Raw genomic sequence first — 16579 nt, 5'->3', positions numbered from 1 at the left:
AGGCCAGTCCCCGAGCCGCCGGCCGCACCCGCACCCGCACAGGAGCCGCCCTCCGAGCCCGAGCCCGAGCCCGCGGACGGGCCCCCGCCCGTACGGGAGACCCCCGCGCCGGCCGAGCTGTCTCCGCTGCCCGCCCCGGAGGAGGTCATCCCCTCCCGACGCGCGGCCGCCAAGGCCCTGCTCGGGCGGCTGCGCCGCATCGACCAGCGGCTCCTGCTCGGCGCCCGGGACATCGACCGGCTCGCCGGGGCCGTCGAGGCCTGGCTGGAGCGGGGAGCCAGCCTGGAGGCCGTGACCGTGGCGCTCACCGCCGGCCTGCCCGAGCGGCCCCGCAATCCGGCCGGGCTGGTCGCCTACCGGCTCACCCACCAACTGCCGCCGGTCGCCGAGCCGATCCCGCGCGAGTTCACTCACGCGCGGCCGCACCCGATCCAGACCTGCGATACCTGCGACAAGACCTTCCGCGCCCCCAGACCGGACGACGACTGCCCCTGGTGCGTCGCGAGAGCCGCGGCCTGATCGGAATCTGCCAGGCGGAAACGACGGCATTCCACACAGTTGCGGCTCATATCAAGCTGGCCTTCGACGCCCGCCGCCGCAAGGACCGTTCGCGCTACCTGATCGCGGTGAGCGGCGGGGACGGGCACCACTCGGTGCTCTCCTGGGCCGAGTTGGACGCCGACTTCGGCGGCAGCCCGATGCTGCTGGCGACCCGCCTCGACGGTGAGGACCTCGACGAGGCGGGCGCGCAGCTGGTGGTCCCCTCGGACCGGTGCGGGGCGCGCTACGTCAGCGCGGTCACGCACGTGTGGTTCGGCGCGCTGTCCCCGCCGGAACCGGGTGTGTAGCGGCGGATCAGACGGTCGCGAGGCTGATCTCGGTGGACTTGATCAGCGCGACGACGGGGGAGCCGGCCGCCAGGCCGAGCGCCTCGACGGCGTCCTTGGTGATGGCGGCGGTCAGGCCGCCGCCGTTCACGTCCACCTTGACGGACGCCATGGCGCCGCCGGCGGCCACGTCGACGACGGTGCCGGCGATCTGGTTGCGGATGCTCAGGGTCATGACGGGTTCGACCTCTTACGTGGACGCTCGTACGGCCCGGGTGGAACCGCACGAGATCGACGCCATGTGCCGCCCGGCCGACGTGCGTTCAAGACCTCGCAGCCGCGAGCCGCAACCACTCGGGCGGCTCGCCGATGCGCCCGGAAAAAGAAATTCCCGGGTTCCTGTCACACCTGCCGGGCGGCGCGGGTCAATGCGGTGAGGGGCGAACACAGCGCCCCCGCCCCGCCTTCCGAGGAGCACCTCTCATGAACACCGCCGCCACCGTCGTCGCCGTCCTCGCCGCCGCCATGTCGGGCTTCTCGGGCTACTCGCTGCTGCGCCGCGCCCCGTGGGTCGTGGAGGCAATGGAGGAGTACGGGGTCCCCGCGGCCTGGTGGACCCCCCTCGGCGCGGCGAAGGCCGCCGGAGCCGCGGGCCTGCTGATCGGCCTCTTCGTCCCGTTCATCGCCGTCGCGGCCGGCATCGGTCTGGTCCTCTACTACACCGGAGCCGTGGTCACCGTGATCCGTGCCCGCTCGTACAAGCACATCCCCTTCCCGGTGCTCTACATGGCTCCGGTCATCGCGGCCTTCGCCCTGGGCTTCGCCGCCTGAGCGGCCTCAGCCCCCTCAGCCCCCTCAGCCGCTTGAGCCGCCTGAAGACCGGCCGGGGCACGGCCCGCGCCCCGCCCGGTCTCCTGGCGGGCCCGCTACGCGAACTTCGGCATCTCACCGACCGTCGTCGCCATGTCGATCACCGCGAACGCCGCGCCCTGGGGGTCCGTCAGCGCCGCGAAGCGGCCGAACGGGCTGTCCATCGGGCCGAAGTGGAGCGCGCCGCCGCCGGCCTGGGCCTTCGCGACCGCCTCGTCGCAGTTCGGGACTCCGAAGTAGACCTGGACGTAGGACGGGATCTCCGGCGGGAACTCGTCACCCATGCTCATCCGGCCGAGCACCGGGTTCTCGGCGCCGCCCAGGCTGAAGACCTTGTAGTCCATCCCGGCCATGTCCGGGTCGCTGCCGGCCTCCATCTGCTGCGCGCCGTAGGGGAAGACCTGCGGCAGGAACGCGTCCGGCTTCGCCACGTCGCGCGAGAACACCTCCGCCCACGCGTACGCGCCGTTCTCGCCGAGCTTCTCGAAGCCCTTGTGCTCGCCCGGCTGCCAGACGCCGAAGACCGCGCCGCTCGGCTCCTTGGCGATCGCCATCGTGCCGAAGGCGCCGACCTGCATGGGCTCCATCAGCACCTCCCCGCCCGCCGACTTGATCTTCTCGGCGGTGGCCGCCGCGTCCGGCGAGGCGAAGTAGAGACACCACTGCGACGCCCCCTCCGCCCCCGGCATCGGCGGGACGACGGCCGCGACGGCCTTGCCGTCGGAGTAGGCCTGCGTGTAGTTGCCGTACTCGCTGCTGGACTCGCCGAACGTCCAGCCCAGCACATCGGAGTAGAAGGTCTTCGCGCCCTCCACGTCGGAGAACATCGCGTCCACCCAGCAGGGTGCGCCTTCCGGGAACTCAGCCATGATCGATCGACTCCTGTGTCGCCGTATCTGTCGCTCTCACGCTAGGCGCGGGGTCTGACAACCGCGCGGGGAGCGCCACCGCGCGGGACCCTGGAGGCATGGACAAGGACAAGGACCCGGCCGTCGTCATCCGACTCGCCCAGCAGCCGGAGGCGGACGAGCTGCTCGGCCGCAGCCCGCTCGCCGCGCTCGTCGGGATGCTGCTGGACCAGCAGGTTCCGATGGAATGGGCCTTCTCGGGGCCGTACACGATCGCCCGCCGCCTGGGCTCCGACGATCTGGACGCGCACGCGATCGCCGCCCGGGACCCGGACGCCTTCGCGGCGCTGCTCTCCGAGAAGCCGGCCGTGCACCGCTACCCGGGATCGATGGCGAAACGGGTCCAGCAGTTGTGCGCGTACCTCGTGGAGCACTACGACGGGGACGCGGCGGCCGTGTGGGCCGGCGTGGGGACGGGCGACGAGCTGCTCGGACGGCTCAAGGCGCTGCCCGGCTTCGGGGAGCAGAAGGCCCAGATCTTCCTCGCGCTGCTGGGCAAGCGGTTCGGGGTGCGGCCCAAGGGCTGGCGGGAGGCGGCCGGCGGCTACGGCCCGGCCGGCGTCTACCGGTCGGCGGCCGACATCACGGGGCCGGAGTCGCTGGCCAAGGTGCGGGCGCACAAGCAGGAGGCCAAGGCGGCCGCGAAGGCCGCCAAGGGGGCCTGAGAAGGGGCCTGAGAAGGGGGTCTGAAAAGGGGGCCTGAAACCGGTCAAGAGGGCTCCACCCAAACGGAATTGACTGATCCGGGATCTGGTCCCGCGGTGCTCCCGCTCAGCTCCCGCGCATTGTCAGACCCGGCGCGTAGGATCGTGATCATGACCGAGAACCTGGCCCGCGCCGCCACCGCCGAGACCATCACCGACGGCCCCGGCAGCCTCATCACGCTGCTCACCGACACCCCGGAGCTCACCTGCAACACGGCGACCTTCGAGGTCGGCGCTGCCGGTGCCCCCGTGCACTTCCACACCAAGGCGACCGAGTTCTTCCACGTCACGGAGGGCCGGCTCGACGTCCTCGTGGGCGAGGAGATACACACCCTCGCCAAGGGCGACTTCCTCGCCGTGCCGCCCGGCGTGAAGCACGCCTTCGCCCCGGCCGCGGACAGCACGGCCGAGGTCTTCGTCGGCTTCACCCCGGGCATGGCCCGCTTCGACTACTACCGGCTGCTCGGCCGCGTCCGGGCCGGCGAGGCCACGGTGCAGGACATCATCGACAGCCAGCCCGTCTACGACAACCACTACGCCGAGAGCGACGCCTGGGCCGGCCGCCTGAAGCGCAGCGCCGAAGCGTAGACCTCGTCGGCGTCGAGCCTGCGCAGCTCCTCCGCTATGAGCTCCGCGCTGCTGCGGATCTTCAGCGCCACCTTGCGGTCGGGGCTGCCGGGCAGCAGCAGCGTGGCCAGGACCCCGTTCGGGCGGTCCACCCGGATCTCCCCGCCCGTGGTCTCCAGCCGGACACCGGTGATCACCGGCCCCTCGGTGGCCACGCGCGCCACGGCCACCCCGAGCCGGTCCTCCAGCCAGCGGGCCAGCAGCTCGGCGCTCGCGTTGCCGGGCTCGCTCTCCACCGCCGCGCCCGTCACCGGGAGCGGCTTCTGGTCCAGGGCGGCGGCGAGCAGGGACCGCCAGGGCGTCAGGCGGGTCCAGGCCAGGTCGGTGTCGCCGGGCTCGTAGGCGCCGGCCCGTACGTCGAGCGCCGCGACCGGGTCGACGGCCGCCTCGGCGTCCGTGATCCGCCGCTGCGCGAGGACGCCCAGCGGATCCCGGCCCGGCGCGTCCGGGGCGTCGGCCGGCCACCACGCCACCACCGGGGCGTCCGGCACCAGCAGCGGGAGCACCACGGAGCCCGCGTGCTCGGTGAGCGACCCGTGCAGCCGCAGCAGCACGACCTCTCCGGAACCGGCGTCGGCTCCGACGCGCAGCTCGGCGTCCAGGCGGTTGGGCCGCAGCCGGTGCGAGCCGCGCGCGGTCCGCTTGATCACCGCGATGATCCGGCAGGGGTGCTCGCGCGAGGCCTCGGAGGCGGCCCGGACCGCGTCGTAGGCGTTCTCCTCGTCGGTGGCCACGAGGAGGTTCAGGACGAGCCCCATGGTGGGGCTCCCTATGGCCCGGCGCGCGTCGAGCATGGCCAGGTTGACCTTGCTTGAGGTCGTATCGGTGAGTTCGGTCCGCATGGTCCGAGTCTCGCAGCCCCGGCAGCCCCGGCGGTACGGGTTCCCCGGGGCACGTCGGTCGGGCCGGAGCTCAGCGGCGCCTGCGGGCCGTCCCGAAGATCGACCGGGAGATCTCCCGGCCCAGCTGCGTGCCGATCGAGCGGGCCAGGGAGCGGAACAGCCCGCTGCCCACCACCTGCTCCGCCAGGGAGGGGTCCGGCTTCGGCGCGTTCCGGGCGGCCTTCTCCGCCTCCTTCGCCTGCTTCTCGGCCTCCGCCGCGGCGGCCGCGGCCTCGGCCTCCGCCTCCGCCGCCGCCTGCTCGGCGCTGATCTTCTCGTACGCCGACTCGCGGTCGACGGGCTCCGCGTAGCGCGAGTACAGCAGGGAGGACTTCACGGCCTGGTCCAGCGCCGCCGCGTCGATCGGCCCCATCAGCGACTGCGGAGCCCGCAGCCTCGTCGCCGCCACCGGGGTCGGCGCCCCGTTCTCGCTGAGCACGGTGATCACCGCCTCGCCCGTGCCCAGCTGCGTCAGCAGCTCCTCCAGGTCGTAGGCGGAGTTCGGGAAGGTCTTCACCGTCGCCTTCAGCGCCTTCGCGTCGTCCGGGGTGAAGGCGCGCAGCGCGTGCTGCACCCGGTTGCCGAGCTGCGCCAGCACGTCCGCGGGCACGTCCTTCGGGGTCTGCGTGACGAAGAAGACGCCGATGCCCTTGGACCGGATCAGCCGGACCGTCTGCGTGATGGCCTCGAGGAAGGCCTTCGAGGCCCCGTTGAACAGCAGGTGCGCCTCGTCGAAGAAGAAGACCAGCTTGGGCTTCTCCAGGTCGCCGACTTCCGGCAGGTCGGTGTACAGATCGGCCAGCAGCCACATGAGGAAGGTGGAGAAGAGCTGCGGTTTGTCCTGGACCGCCGGGAGCTCCAGGACGGAGACCAGTCCGCGCCCGTCCGCCGCCGTTCGGAGGAATTCGCTGGTGTCGAATTCCGGCTCCCCGAAGAATTCCGCCGCGCCCTGTTGCTCGAAGGCGGTCAGCGCCCGCAGGATCACCCCGGCGGTCACCGTGGACAGTCCGCCGATGCCCTTGAGCTCCGCTTTTCCCTTGTCGGAGACGAGGAAGGCGACCACCGCCCGCAGGTCCTTGAGGTCGATCAGCTCCAGGCCCTTGGCATCGGCGTAGTGGAAGATCAGCCCCAGGGACTGCTCCTGCGTCTGGTTGAGCTGGAGCACCTTGGACATCAGGACGGGCCCGAAACTCGTGACGGTGGACCGCAGCGGGATCCCGGGGCCGATGCCGCCCAGCGAATAGAACTCGCTGGGAAAGCCCGTGCCCCGCCACTCCTGGGCCACGTCCGCGGCCCGCTGCGCGACCTTCTCGTTTTCCGCGCCGGGCGCGGAAATGCCCGAGACGTCGCCCTTGATGTCCGCCAGGAACACCGGAACGCCGTTGGCCGACAGTTGTTCGGCGATGAGCTGGAGCGTCTTGGTCTTGCCCGTACCGGTGGCTCCCGCGACCAGTCCGTGCCGGTTGAGCATCGACAGCGGAATGCGGATCTGGAGCTCCGGAAGGCAGGCTCCGTCCCAGAGCAGGGCCCCCAGATCGAGCGCTGGTCCGGTGAAGGCGTACCCGGCGGCGATCTGGCCGGCCGGGGACGCGGGGGCGGTGCTCTGGCTCATTTATCACTCCCGAAATAGCGCTATTCGCCACCTTTGCACCGTCATCGCAAGGCTGCGCCCGCAGGCCCCTGCCCGGTAGGCTTTCCGTGTGATCTTCAAGCGCATCGGAAATAGGCGGCCGTACCCCGACCACGGCAGGGAAACCACCCGGCAGTGGGCGGATGTCGCCCCGCGTCCGGTCCGGCTCGACCAGCTGGTGACGACCAAGGGCCAGCTCGACCTCGAAACGCTGCTCGCCGAGGACTCGACCTTCTACGGCGACCTCTTCGCCCACGTCGTGAAGTGGCAGGGCGACCTCTACCTGGAGGACGGGCTGCACCGCGCCGTCCGCGCCGCGCTCCAGCAGCGCCAGGTCCTGCACGCGCGCGTCCTCGAACTGGGCTGACCCGCACGAACGGGCTGACCCGCACGACCTGGGCCGACCCGCACGACCCGCACGACGCGCCACCGACACACCGGCGCCGCGCCGCCCCGCCGGGTCCTCGCGCTGCTCTCGCCAGCGCTGAAGGGCCCCCTCCGGGTGCCGGTTGCGTCCCGGTTGCGCCTTTCGGGTCACCCTTGCCCTATCAACAGATGATTCAGTGGGCATCGGCAGCGGTCGGCATTACGCTGCGCACATGAGCATGCTCACACCCCCTGGCATGGGCGGAAAATACCGCGTCACGGGAGCGGCTTACCCCCGCATGTCCCGCCCGCGGCGCCGCCGCCGGATCGTCCTCATCGTGCTCGGATCGATCGTCGGGCTCGCCCTGATCGGTTACGGGGCCATGCAGCTCATCGACGTGTTCCGCGGAGACACGAACAAACGCAACACGGCTGCCGCCGCCAAGGACTGCGCCACCCCCGCCCCCAAGGCGGGCGCCGCGGCCGCGGCCGCGTCCGCCGCACCGCAGGTCGCGCTCCCCCAGCCCGGCCAGATCACGGTCAACGTCTACAACGCCACCCCGCGCGCGGGTCTCGCGAAGGCCGTCGGCGACGAGCTCAAGAAGCGCGGCTTCGTCATCGGCCAGGTCGGCAACGCCCCCGCCGACTTCGACAAAAAGGTCCCGGACGCCGGGATACTGGTCGGCTCGCCGAAGACCGACAAGGCCGCCTTCTCGGTCCTGGGCGCCAACCTGGCCGGCGCCGCCCACCAGACCGACGCCCGCGAGGGCGCCGACATCGACCTGATCCTCGGCGACGCGTTCAAGGAGCTCACCCCGAAGGCGGACGCGGACAAGGCGCTGGCCGCCCTGGCCAACCCCCAGCCCGCACCCGCCAAGAAGTGCTGACCGCCTGATCGCCTGATCACCCGAGCGCCCGAGCGCCTGAGGCCTGGAGCCCGAGGCCTGAGACCCTGGAAACACCGAACGCCCGGACCCCGCGAAGGGGCCCGGGCGTTCTGGTCGTCCGGGCTATTCGGCCGAGCCGTACATGCGGTCGCCCGCGTCGCCCAGCCCCGGCACGATGTAGCCGTGCTCGTTGAGCCGCTCGTCCACCGCGGCCGTCACCACCGTCACCGGCGTGCCCGCGAGCTCGCGCTCCATGACCTCGACGCCCTCGGGCGCGGCCAGCAGCACCACCGCGGTCACGTCGTCCGCGCCGCGCTTGATCAGCTCCTTGATCGCCGCGACGAGCGTGCCGCCGGTGGCGAGCATCGGGTCCACCACGTACACCTGGCGGCCCGAGAGGTCCTCCGGCATGCGCGTCGCGTACGTGGAGGCCTCCAGGGTCTCCTCGTTGCGGACCATGCCCAGGAAGCCCACCTCGGCGGTCGGCAGCAGCCGGACCATGCCGTCGAGCATGCCGAGCCCGGCGCGCAGGATCGGTACGACCAGCGGGCGCGGGTGGGAGAGCTTCACACCGGTGGTCGGGCCGACCGGGGTGACGATGTCGGCCTGCTCCGTGCGCACGTCCCGGGTGGCCTCGTACGCGAGCAGGGTCACCAGCTCGTCGGCGAGGCGCCGGAACGTGGCGGAGTCGGTGCGCTTGTCGCGCAGCGTGGTGAGTTTGTGCGCCACCAAGGGGTGATCGACGACCTGCAAACGCACAACATCCTCCAAGACTCAGCTGTCGGGTCCACCTGCGCCCGCTGCCTGCGGCCCCGCGACCTGCGACCCCGCTACCTGCAAAATTGGTCGCAACCGCGCGACCCACACCCAAAAGGCTACGCGCTGTGCCCGCCCCTTCGCGCCCGAAGCCCGCGCCCGAAGCCGCGCCCGAGGGCGCCAAGGCCTGGAGATGCGCCCCGGCCGGACCCCGACCACGATTGACGGATGACCAACCCCATGGTGATCGCGGCCGTCGACGGATCCGAGCACAGCCTCAAGGCCCTGGAGTGGGCGCGGGCCGCCGCCGTGCGGCACGGCACCGGGCTGGTCGTCGCCCACGTGCTGCCCGACAGCGTCCAGCTCTACGCGGCACGCCGGTCCTCCCTGCACGACGCCGGCGAGCCGGAGGACCTCGCCGACCCGGTCAGCGAGCGGATACGGGCCCTCCTGGCCGCCCGGGGCCCGCTGCCCTCCGAAGTCCGCTACGAGTCCCTGGAGGGCTCCGTGCCGGATGCCCTGCGGAGCGTGGGGGCGCACGCCAGGATGCTGGTGATGGGCTCGCGCGGCCGGGGCGGCTTCGCCGCGCTGCTGCTCGGCTCGAACAGCCGCGCCGTGGCCACCAGCGCCGCGTGCCCGGTGGTCGTGGTCGCCCACGAGGCCCGCGGCGTGGAGGTGGCCGCCCAGCCCTCGGCCGGCCGGGTGGTGCTCGGGCTGCACGCCTCGGAGACGCCGGACGACGTACTCGACTTCGCGTTCACGGAGGCCGCCGCGCGGGCCACGACCCTCCAGGTGGTGTCGGCGTACGCCATTCCGCCGTCGCCGACGATGGTGATCGACAGCCCCTTCGCGGTGATCCCGCCGGAGATGCTGGTGGGGGAGGACGAGAACGCGGTGCCGGCCGAGCGGGAGATGCTGCGCTCCCAGACGGAGCGGCTGGCGCCCTTCCGCGCCAGGTACCCCTCGGTCCCCGTCGAGCAGGCCGCCGTGCCCGGGGACGCGGCGGGACGCCTCGTCGCGACCTCGAACTCGGCCGCCCTGGTCGTCGTCGGCCGCCACCACCCGCGCCGGCACATCGGGTCCCTGATGATGGGCTCGGTCGCGAACGCCGTGCTCCAGCACGCGCACGGACCGGTGGCCGTCGTTCCCTCTTTGTCGGAATCCGACTGAATTACGCCGAACGAGCACCTGGTCGTGACCGAGGGTGGCATCAAAAGGCCGGTCCGAGGGAAGGTGGGGTGCGGGGGGCGGACCGGACCGGACCATCCAGGGGCGGTGACCCATGCCCGATGACGACCACGAGACACCGGAGACGACGGCACAGCGCAGAGCCCGGCGCGCGCAGTTCCTCCGCGACCTGAACGAGGCCCGGGAACTGCGCGACCGTGTCCAGCCCAGACGGGCCCGAGCGGCCCGCATGCGCCAGCAAATGCGCATGCGCACCTTCCGCTGGTGAGCCCTCCGGGCCGCTCCCGACGGGCCTCGCCGGAACCCCGAACAACACGCGCGGCCAGCGCCACGGCGCGGAAGACCTCTCGCAAAGCCTCCGTTTCTGCCACGATGCCGATTGGGCGGGGCACGGAACGGCGAGCACGACGGCCGTTCCACTCCCCACCCACCTCCGGCCGGGGGGACCTCCAACCGGCACGCCTATGACCAGTGGGAGAGTCACGGTGTATTTCGCCGCACTGCTCGCGCGCACCGAAGACGGGTGGGAAGCGAGCGACCTGGAACTCGACGACGTCGAGTCCCTGAGTGATCTGATCGATCTCGCGCGCTCCGCCGCTGTCGACGACGACACGGTGGTAGCCCTCATCGAACAGGAGGACGCCTGGTTCGGGGTCGTCCGCGTGGACGGCGAGGAGGACCCGCGCTACTTCGTGTCCGCCGCCTCCGCCGCCTCACGCAGCTCGTACGGATCGATGCTGACCGACGAGCTGCTCGGCAAGGACGACGAGGACGACGAACTCGACGAGTTGGACCTCGACGGCACCGAGGACGGCGAGGACGAAGCCGTCTCCTCGTACTCGGACGACGGTCCCGATGACGAAGGGGAGGACGACGACACGGACGAAGAGGTCCGCGCCGGCGCCGAACCGGTACCTTCCGGCCCGCTCGGCGACCCCAGGCTGCTCGACGACCTCGGGGTCAGCCACAAACAACTGATGACCCTCGACGGGGACGCGCTCTCGGAGATCGCCGACTCGCTCGGCGCCACCGAAGTGCTGGAGGGCGTGCGGTAGTGGTCTCCGCGCACCACCCCCACCCCCACCCCCACGGCACCACCACGCACGCACCCGATCCCGTACGGGACCCGTGGCGGGACTCCATGCGCCTGGCGCTCCAGGAGGCCGCCCGGGCGGTGCCGGCCGGCGACGTGCCGGTCGGCGCCGTCGTGCTCGGCCCGGACGGGAAACTCCTCGCCACCGGGCACAACGAGCGCGAGGCGACCGGCGACCCCACGGCGCACGCCGAGGTACTGGCGCTGCGCCGGGCGGCCGCCGCGCTCGGGGAGTGGCGGCTCCCGGGGTGCACCCTCGTGGTGACCCTGGAGCCGTGCGTGATGTGCGCGGGCGCGCTCGTGCAGTCGCGGGTGGCCCGGGTCGTCTACGGGGCGTCCGACGAGAAGGCGGGCGCGGCCGGCTCGCTGTGGGACCTCGTGCGCGACCGCCGGCTCAACCACCGGCCGGAGGTGATCGCGGGCGTGCTCGCGGGGGAGTGCGCGCGGCAGCTGACGGACTTCTTCCGCGCGCTCTGACTCCCCCGGTCCACTTCCGAGGGTATGGATTTCAGAGCACGGGTCTCCTTGGGCTAAGCTCTCTCTCGGTAGCGTGTCCGAGCGGCCGAAGGAGCACGCCTCGAAAGCGTGTGATGGTGCAAGCTATCCGTGGGTTCAAATCCCACCGCTACCGCTCTGATCGAGAGCCCCCGCCCCGCAAGGGTCGGGGGCTCTCGGCGTTCTCCGGGGCTCGCGGGGCGTCGGGCGCCCCTTGTTCGCCCCTCGTGCGCCCCGGATCCGCCCCGGATCTGTCCCGGATCCGGCACACCTCCGCGGCCGCGACCGCGCTTCCTTGTCTGCCCTCCGGGGGACACCCGCGTGACCGCCCGCCCGCTCGGCCGTTGTCACGGCATGACCAAGACCCAGCGCATGCTCGCCGCCTTCGCCCTCGCGGGGGCCGCCGCGGGCCTCGCGGCTCCCGCCGCCTCCGCCGCCCCCATCGCCCCGCTCACCCTCCCGGACCTGCCGACGGCGGCCCCGGGCATGCCGGAGGGTGCCACGCCGTCTTCGGTTCAGGAGATCGGCGGGCAGGTCGGCGGCGGCCTCAACCAGCTCAACCAGCTGATGGAGCTGCCGAACCAGCTCGCGCCCGTGATCGCCCCGGTCCAGCCGATCACGGACCTGGCCGGCGGCCTGGAGTAAGCGGCCCGAGGCACCCCGAGCGAGGGGTCCGGGGCAGGAGCGGCCCGGCACGGACGGCGGACAACGCGAAGAAGGCCCCGACCGGAGTCGGGACCTTCGACGGTTGGGACGGGGGAAGTGGCATCGGGGGGACAAGCCACTTCCCCCGATGAGGACGGAACCTGCCAGTCCAAGCCGCAGTCAGGGGGGAAGCTTGCGGCTCGGACCCCGCAGTGAGGTCCTGTCCCTCGCTCACCGATTTCCTGCCAGAACCGGTGGGCTTGTCTTCAATCCTGCGCCCCCCGGAAGGCTCGGCACACCGACAAAAGGCCCGGACCGCCGGGTCATTGGTCCTTAAAGGGCAGGTGAGGGTTCGAACACGACCCGTTAGACTCCACCGACCTTGCAGGACCGGTTGGGGAGGCCGACGCCCACGTGGAAACCAAGAAGCTGATCTCGGGCGCCCTCGTCGTCTTCGTCCTCTTCATCATCATCACGCAGCCGGTGAAGGCCGCCGACATGGTCCAAATAGGCTTCCAAGGAATCTCGGATGCCGCCACGGCGATCGGCGAGTTCATGACCGAACTGGTGCGCTGACCCCGTACGCTGAAGCGGTTTCCGGACTTCCCGGCCCCCCACTCCGACGGGTGGGGGGCTTTTTGCGTTCTCAGGCATGGACATGATGTCCCGATATGCCCAACTTGCCCTCAACACGTGGTTATACGGTGCTTGCACACAGTGCACATGTCTTGTGATGCTATGACCGCTTTTGACGGATGAATCGATGACGTGACGTGAAGGGGTGGCGTGACCGTGCCGGCCAGTACTGCGCCTCAGGTGCCACCCCAGCAGGACCCTCAGCAGGAGCACCCGCAGGAGCCGCGCCACGGCTCACCGCAGGCCCCGGCACCGGCCCCGCTGCAGACACCGCCCCAGGGCCCGATCCACGGGCTGACCCAGACCCCACCGCAGGCCCAGCCACAGAGCTCGGGCCAGAGCTCGGTCCAGGCCCAGAGCTCGGTCCAGGCCCTGCCCCAGCCGCAGCAGCCGCAGCCGCAGGCCCAGGCCCAGGCCCAGGCCCAGGCTCCCGAGTCCCACGTACCGCCCCAGCACGAGGCGCCCGAAGAGCCCCCGGCGGCCCCGAGACCGCAGAGCCGGGGCGCCGACACCCGGGCCCTCACCCAGGTCCTGTTCGGGCAGCTGAAGGACCTGCAACCGGGCACCAGCGAACACACCCGGGTGCGCGGGGCCCTCATCGAGGCCAACCTCCCCCTCGTCCGGTACGCGGCCGCCCGCTTCCGCAGCCGCAACGAGCCGATGGAGGACGTCGTCCAGGTGGGCACGATCGGGCTGATCAACGCGATCGACCGGTTCGACCCCGAGCGCGGGGTGCAGTTCCCGACCTTCGCGATGCCCACGGTCGTGGGCGAGATCAAGCGGTACTTCCGCGACAACGTCCGCACCGTCCACGTCCCGCGCCGCCTCCACGAGCTGTGGGTCCAGGTCAACGCCGCCACCGAGGACCTCACCACCCTGCACGGCCGCAACCCGACCACCCCCGAGATCGCCGAGCGGCTGCGCATCGGCGAGGACGAGGTGCTCTCCTGCATCGAGGCCGGCCGCAGCTACCACGCGACCTCACTGGAGGCCGCCCAGGAGGGCGACGGGCTCCCGGGGCTGCTCGACCGCCTCGGCTACGAGGACCCCGAGCTGGCCGGGGTCGAGCACCGCGACCTCGTACGCCACCTCCTCGTACAGCTGCCCGAACGCGAGCAGCGGATCCTCCTCCTGCGGTACTACAACAATCTGACGCAGTCGCAGATCAGCGCCGAGCTCGGCGTCTCCCAGATGCACGTCTCGCGGCTGCTCGCCCGGAGCTTCGCCCGGCTGCGATCCGCAAACAGGATCGAGGCTTAACCGGATCGGGTGGAGATCGTTCTACGCGTTTCCTGACAGACCGGCAGTTTCCCGCCCTAGAGCAGGCCTATCGTGTTCTGTCGCTGGAGATACATGTCGACATGGCGCTACAGCGTGTTGCCGACATGTGACATTCTGCTGGAACCGCGTTTGCCGCAGCCCCGCCTCCGGTATTCAGGTGGAGGCTGCGTTCCTCCGACGGGCGCGCAGAGAAGCGCGACCGTCCGCGACCTCAAGGGGGTGGCATGTCCGTAGACCAGGGCAGCTCCAAGGTGCTCACGCTCGTCAAGCAGCGTGAAATGCCGGCAGTGTCCCACCGCTCGGAAGCCATCGACACCCGGATCGACACCCGCACCCTCTCCCGCTCCCTCTTCCACCGACTTGCCGCGCTCGAAGCGGACAGCCCGGAACGCACGTACGTACGCGACACCCTGATCGAGCTGAACCTCCCGCTCGTGCGGTACGCGGCAGCGCGCTTCCGCAGCCGCAACGAGCCGATGGAGGACATCGTCCAGGTCGGCACGATCGGCCTGATCAAGGCCATCGACCGGTTCGACTGCGAACGCGGCGTGGAGTTCCCGACCTTCGCGATGCCGACGGTCGTGGGCGAGATCAAACGATTCTTTAGGGACACCTCCTGGTCCGTGCGCGTCCCGCGCCGGCTCCAGGAGCTGCGCCTGGCCCTCACCAAGGCCAGCGACGAGCTCGCCCAGAAGCTCGACCGCTCGCCGACCGTGCCGGAGCTCGCCGCCGTGCTCGGGGTCTCGGAGGAGGACGTCGTCGACGGCCTCGCCGTGGGCAACGCCTACACGGCCTCCTCGCTCGACTCGCCCTCTCCCGAGGACGAGGGCGGCGAGGGCTCGCTCGCGGACCGCCTCGGGTACGAGGACACCGCGCTGGAGGGCGTCGAGTACCGCGAGTCGCTCAAGCCCCTGCTGGCCAAACTCCCGCCCCGGGAGCGCCAGATCATCATGCTGCGGTTCTTCGCGAACATGACGCAGTCGCAGATCGGCGAGGAGGTCGGCATCTCCCAGATGCACGTCTCCCGGCTGCTCACGCGCACGCTCGCGCAGCTCCGCGTCGGCCTGATCGGCGAATAGCCCGCTGCCCGCTGCTCGCTGCGGCAATCCGCCGCACCGGCTTCCCAATTGACGCAGCGTCAGGAAAACTGCCGGGATGCGAAAGGCATCCCAGTCAGCCGCCCTGATCGCCCTGTGCGCCACGGCCGCCGCCGCCCTGACCGGCTGCGGCGGCCCGGCGCGCGAGGGCTACGTCGCGGTGGGCGCCGTGGGCCCCGGTGCCGAGCGGGGGGCCGGGGCGAACGTGGCACCGAAGGGCGGGATCGAGTTCCAGCCCCTGCCGTCGGCCGCGGGCGGCTCCTCCGCCTCTTCCGACACGTCCGCCTCTTCCGACACGTCCGGCCCTTCCGCCGGTACGCCGCCCGGCGCCCCGGGGGCCCGGCCCCCCGGCGGCTCCGCCCCGGGCGGGGGCGCGGCCACCACCCCCGGCAACCCCGGGGCCGCGCCCGGTACGAGGTCTCCCGGCAGCCCGGGCACCGCCCCCGGCGCCGGGGGCGGGTCGTCCGCGAAGCCGGGTACGACACCGGCCGCGGCCACGCCTGCGAAGCTGGGCGTCGGCGCGCCCGTCCGCAGCGCGGCGGCGGAGCGCTGGTGCGAGCAGGTCACGGTGTCGTTCACCAACACGGGCACCACCGCGGCCCGTTCGGGCACGGTCAGCTTCGCGACGCACATCATCGGCGCCCTCGGTGTCGACTGGGCCACCATCACCACGACCCAGCCACTGCCCGCCCCGATCGCGGGCAGCACGACGAAGACGCAGACCTATCGGGTCTGCGTCGAGTCCTGGCGCGTCCCCCTGGGCATGCACATCGAGACCCGCAAGGTCACGGCCGCCTGGAGCTGACGCCCGGGCGCCCCGGACGCGAGCCCGGCCTCAGAGCGCGAGCCCGGCCTCAGAGTGCGAGCCCTGCCTCAGAGTGCGAGCCAGGCCACCACGGCGATCAGGACCACCGCGGCGATGCCGACGCCGATCCACAGGCCCGCGCCCGGTCCGGACTTGCGCGCGGCGCGGTTCTGCATCCGCGAGCCCGGCACCGTCGGCGCCGGAACCGGCTCGTCGACGAACGCCCGGAACATCTGGGTGCTGCCCGCGGGGTCGTAGTCGCCCTCGGGGGCCGGTGAGTTGTGGTTCGAGTTGTGATTCGCAGCCATGCGCAGGACCCTAGCCGGTTTTCCGATTCCTTTACCGCCCAGGTCCCCAATTCATTTGCCTGTAACAACCATCTGATTCTATGGTTGCCCGAAGCAACGAGATTTGGAGGGGAGGCAGCCGCATGACCACGTCACCCGCCACGCGCTACGCGGAGCTGGCCCGCCAGCTGACCGGCATCGGCGCCGTCCGGCGCGACCTCGCCCGCACCCTGCCCGCCGACTGCCCGCCCGGCCCGGCGGCCGTCCTCACCGTGCTCGACCGGCACGGCGAGATGCGGCTCGGCCGCCTCTCCGAGTACCTGGCCATCGACATCTCCGTGACCAGCCGGCACGTCGCGCACACCGCCGACCGCGGCTGGATCACCCGCGACACCGACCCCGTCGACGCCCGCTGCCGGATCCTGCGCGTCACCCCGGCCGGCCGCGCGCTCCTCACCGAGCTCGCCACCCGCCACACCAGCGCACTGGAGAAGGCCCTGCCCGACTGGTCCGACACGGACATCGACCACCTCAACATCCTGCTGGCCCGACTCCGATCGAGCTTCACGCTTCCAGACAGCTAGACCGAAGGAAAC

Annotated in this window: 21 protein-coding genes, 1 tRNA gene and 2 pseudogenes; 18 read left to right on the top strand and 6 right to left on the bottom strand. The window is 71.7% G+C overall.

Going from position 1 to position 16579, the window contains the following annotated elements:
- Positions 1-291 precede the first annotated feature (291 nt).
- Both DRB89_RS11535 and DRB89_RS11530 read left to right on the top strand, forming a co-directional pair.
- Entirely contained in the window at positions 292-519 is a 228-nt protein-coding gene (locus tag DRB89_RS11535; RefSeq protein WP_112446718.1) for a hypothetical protein, read from the top strand.
- A 62-nt stretch (positions 520-581) separates the two neighbouring features.
- Positions 582-848 (top strand): annotated as a pseudogene (locus DRB89_RS11530) (molybdopterin-dependent oxidoreductase); the annotation flags it as partial.
- A 7-nt stretch (positions 849-855) separates the two neighbouring features.
- Here DRB89_RS11530 and DRB89_RS11525 read toward each other — a convergent pair.
- Positions 856-1056: pseudogene (locus DRB89_RS11525) on the bottom strand (TOBE domain-containing protein); the annotation flags it as partial.
- A 254-nt stretch (positions 1057-1310) separates the two neighbouring features.
- On the opposite strand from DRB89_RS11525, the gene DRB89_RS11520 reads away from it, so the two are divergent.
- Positions 1311-1658, top strand: coding sequence for a DoxX family protein (locus DRB89_RS11520; RefSeq protein WP_112446719.1), 348 nt, complete (start codon positions 1311-1313; stop codon positions 1656-1658).
- 95 nt (positions 1659-1753) lie between these two features.
- On the opposite strand, the gene DRB89_RS11515 is transcribed toward DRB89_RS11520, so the two are convergent.
- Positions 1754-2566: a VOC family protein gene (locus DRB89_RS11515; protein ID WP_112446720.1), complete on the bottom strand. Its 813-nt coding sequence runs from the start codon at positions 2564-2566 to the stop codon at positions 1754-1756.
- Between the two features lie 98 nt (positions 2567-2664).
- Between DRB89_RS11515 and DRB89_RS11510 the strand changes: the two genes are divergently transcribed.
- On the top strand, positions 2665-3270 hold the full coding sequence (locus DRB89_RS11510; RefSeq protein WP_112446721.1) for an HhH-GPD-type base excision DNA repair protein: 606 nt from the start codon (positions 2665-2667) through the stop codon (positions 3268-3270).
- A 150-nt stretch (positions 3271-3420) separates the two neighbouring features.
- On the top strand, positions 3421-3897 hold the full coding sequence (locus DRB89_RS11505) for a cupin domain-containing protein (RefSeq protein WP_112446722.1): 477 nt from the start codon (positions 3421-3423) through the stop codon (positions 3895-3897).
- Here DRB89_RS11505 and opcA read toward each other — a convergent pair.
- Positions 3843-4778: a glucose-6-phosphate dehydrogenase assembly protein OpcA gene (opcA, locus tag DRB89_RS11500; RefSeq protein WP_112446723.1), complete on the bottom strand. Its 936-nt coding sequence runs from the start codon at positions 4776-4778 to the stop codon at positions 3843-3845. The two genes, DRB89_RS11505 and opcA, sit on opposite strands and share 55 nt — an antisense overlap.
- Before the next feature lie 70 nt (positions 4779-4848).
- Entirely contained in the window at positions 4849-6429 is a 1581-nt protein-coding gene (locus DRB89_RS11495; RefSeq protein WP_112446724.1) for a helicase HerA-like domain-containing protein, read from the bottom strand.
- Between the two features lie 88 nt (positions 6430-6517).
- On the opposite strand from DRB89_RS11495, the gene DRB89_RS11490 reads away from it, so the two are divergent.
- Both DRB89_RS11490 and DRB89_RS11485 read left to right on the top strand, forming a co-directional pair.
- Entirely contained in the window at positions 6518-6814 is a 297-nt protein-coding gene (locus tag DRB89_RS11490; RefSeq protein ID WP_112446725.1) for a type II toxin-antitoxin system VapB family antitoxin, read from the top strand.
- A 232-nt stretch (positions 6815-7046) separates the two neighbouring features.
- Positions 7047-7700: a LytR C-terminal domain-containing protein gene (locus tag DRB89_RS11485; RefSeq protein ID WP_112446726.1), complete on the top strand. Its 654-nt coding sequence runs from the start codon at positions 7047-7049 to the stop codon at positions 7698-7700.
- 123 nt (positions 7701-7823) lie between these two features.
- Here the strand turns inward: DRB89_RS11485 and upp are convergent, their stop codons facing one another.
- Positions 7824-8459 carry a uracil phosphoribosyltransferase gene (gene upp / locus DRB89_RS11480; RefSeq protein WP_112446727.1) on the bottom strand — a complete coding sequence of 212 codons (636 nt, stop codon included), beginning with the start codon at positions 8457-8459 and terminating at the stop codon, positions 7824-7826.
- Between the two features lie 225 nt (positions 8460-8684).
- On the opposite strand from upp, the gene DRB89_RS11475 reads away from it, so the two are divergent.
- The 10 genes from DRB89_RS11475 to DRB89_RS42805 all read left to right on the top strand — a co-directional run bounded on the left by DRB89_RS11475 (position 8685) and on the right by DRB89_RS42805 (position 15696).
- Entirely contained in the window at positions 8685-9626 is a 942-nt protein-coding gene (locus tag DRB89_RS11475; protein ID WP_239516093.1) for a universal stress protein, read from the top strand.
- 112 nt (positions 9627-9738) lie between these two features.
- Complete coding sequence (locus tag DRB89_RS43700) at positions 9739-9912, top strand: hypothetical protein (protein ID WP_204357627.1); 174 nt, start codon at positions 9739-9741, stop codon at positions 9910-9912.
- A gap of 217 nt (positions 9913-10129) precedes the next feature.
- A complete protein-coding gene (locus tag DRB89_RS11470) occupies positions 10130-10699 on the top strand; it encodes a hypothetical protein (RefSeq protein ID WP_112446728.1) in 570 nt (189 codons plus the stop codon).
- Between the two features lie 86 nt (positions 10700-10785).
- Positions 10786-11214 (top strand): tRNA adenosine(34) deaminase TadA, encoded by a 429-nt coding sequence (gene tadA / locus DRB89_RS11465; protein ID WP_239516769.1) that lies wholly within the window; start codon positions 10786-10788, stop codon positions 11212-11214.
- Positions 11215-11281: 67 nt separating this feature from the next.
- A tRNA-Ser gene (locus tag DRB89_RS11460) sits at positions 11282-11368 on the top strand.
- A gap of 218 nt (positions 11369-11586) precedes the next feature.
- Positions 11587-11877: a hypothetical protein gene (locus DRB89_RS11455; protein ID WP_112446730.1), complete on the top strand. Its 291-nt coding sequence runs from the start codon at positions 11587-11589 to the stop codon at positions 11875-11877.
- A 414-nt stretch (positions 11878-12291) separates the two neighbouring features.
- Positions 12292-12453 (top strand): hypothetical protein, encoded by a 162-nt coding sequence (locus tag DRB89_RS43695; RefSeq protein WP_204357628.1) that lies wholly within the window; start codon positions 12292-12294, stop codon positions 12451-12453.
- A gap of 432 nt (positions 12454-12885) precedes the next feature.
- Complete coding sequence (locus tag DRB89_RS11450; protein WP_112453188.1) at positions 12886-13773, top strand: RNA polymerase sigma factor SigF; 888 nt, start codon at positions 12886-12888, stop codon at positions 13771-13773.
- 245 nt (positions 13774-14018) lie between these two features.
- Positions 14019-14873, top strand: a complete 855-nt coding sequence (locus DRB89_RS11445) for an RNA polymerase sigma factor SigF (protein ID WP_112446731.1) — start codon at positions 14019-14021, stop codon at positions 14871-14873.
- Between the two features lie 76 nt (positions 14874-14949).
- Positions 14950-15696 carry a hypothetical protein gene (locus DRB89_RS42805; protein ID WP_162688538.1) on the top strand — a complete coding sequence of 249 codons (747 nt, stop codon included), beginning with the start codon at positions 14950-14952 and terminating at the stop codon, positions 15694-15696.
- Positions 15697-15764: 68 nt separating this feature from the next.
- Here the strand turns inward: DRB89_RS42805 and DRB89_RS11430 are convergent, their stop codons facing one another.
- Positions 15765-16004, bottom strand: a complete 240-nt coding sequence (locus tag DRB89_RS11430) for a hypothetical protein (protein WP_112446734.1) — start codon at positions 16002-16004, stop codon at positions 15765-15767.
- A 122-nt stretch (positions 16005-16126) separates the two neighbouring features.
- On the opposite strand from DRB89_RS11430, the gene DRB89_RS11425 reads away from it, so the two are divergent.
- Positions 16127-16567: a MarR family winged helix-turn-helix transcriptional regulator gene (locus DRB89_RS11425; RefSeq protein ID WP_204357629.1), complete on the top strand. Its 441-nt coding sequence runs from the start codon at positions 16127-16129 to the stop codon at positions 16565-16567.
- The last annotated feature ends 12 nt before the right edge of the window (positions 16568-16579 follow it).

Source organism: Streptomyces sp. ICC4, assembly GCF_003287915.1.
Lineage (GTDB): Bacteria > Actinomycetota > Actinomycetes > Streptomycetales > Streptomycetaceae > Streptomyces > Streptomyces tritrimontium.
Note: the sequence above shows the minus strand (reverse complement) of the source record. Positions and strands in the feature narration are given on the sequence as shown.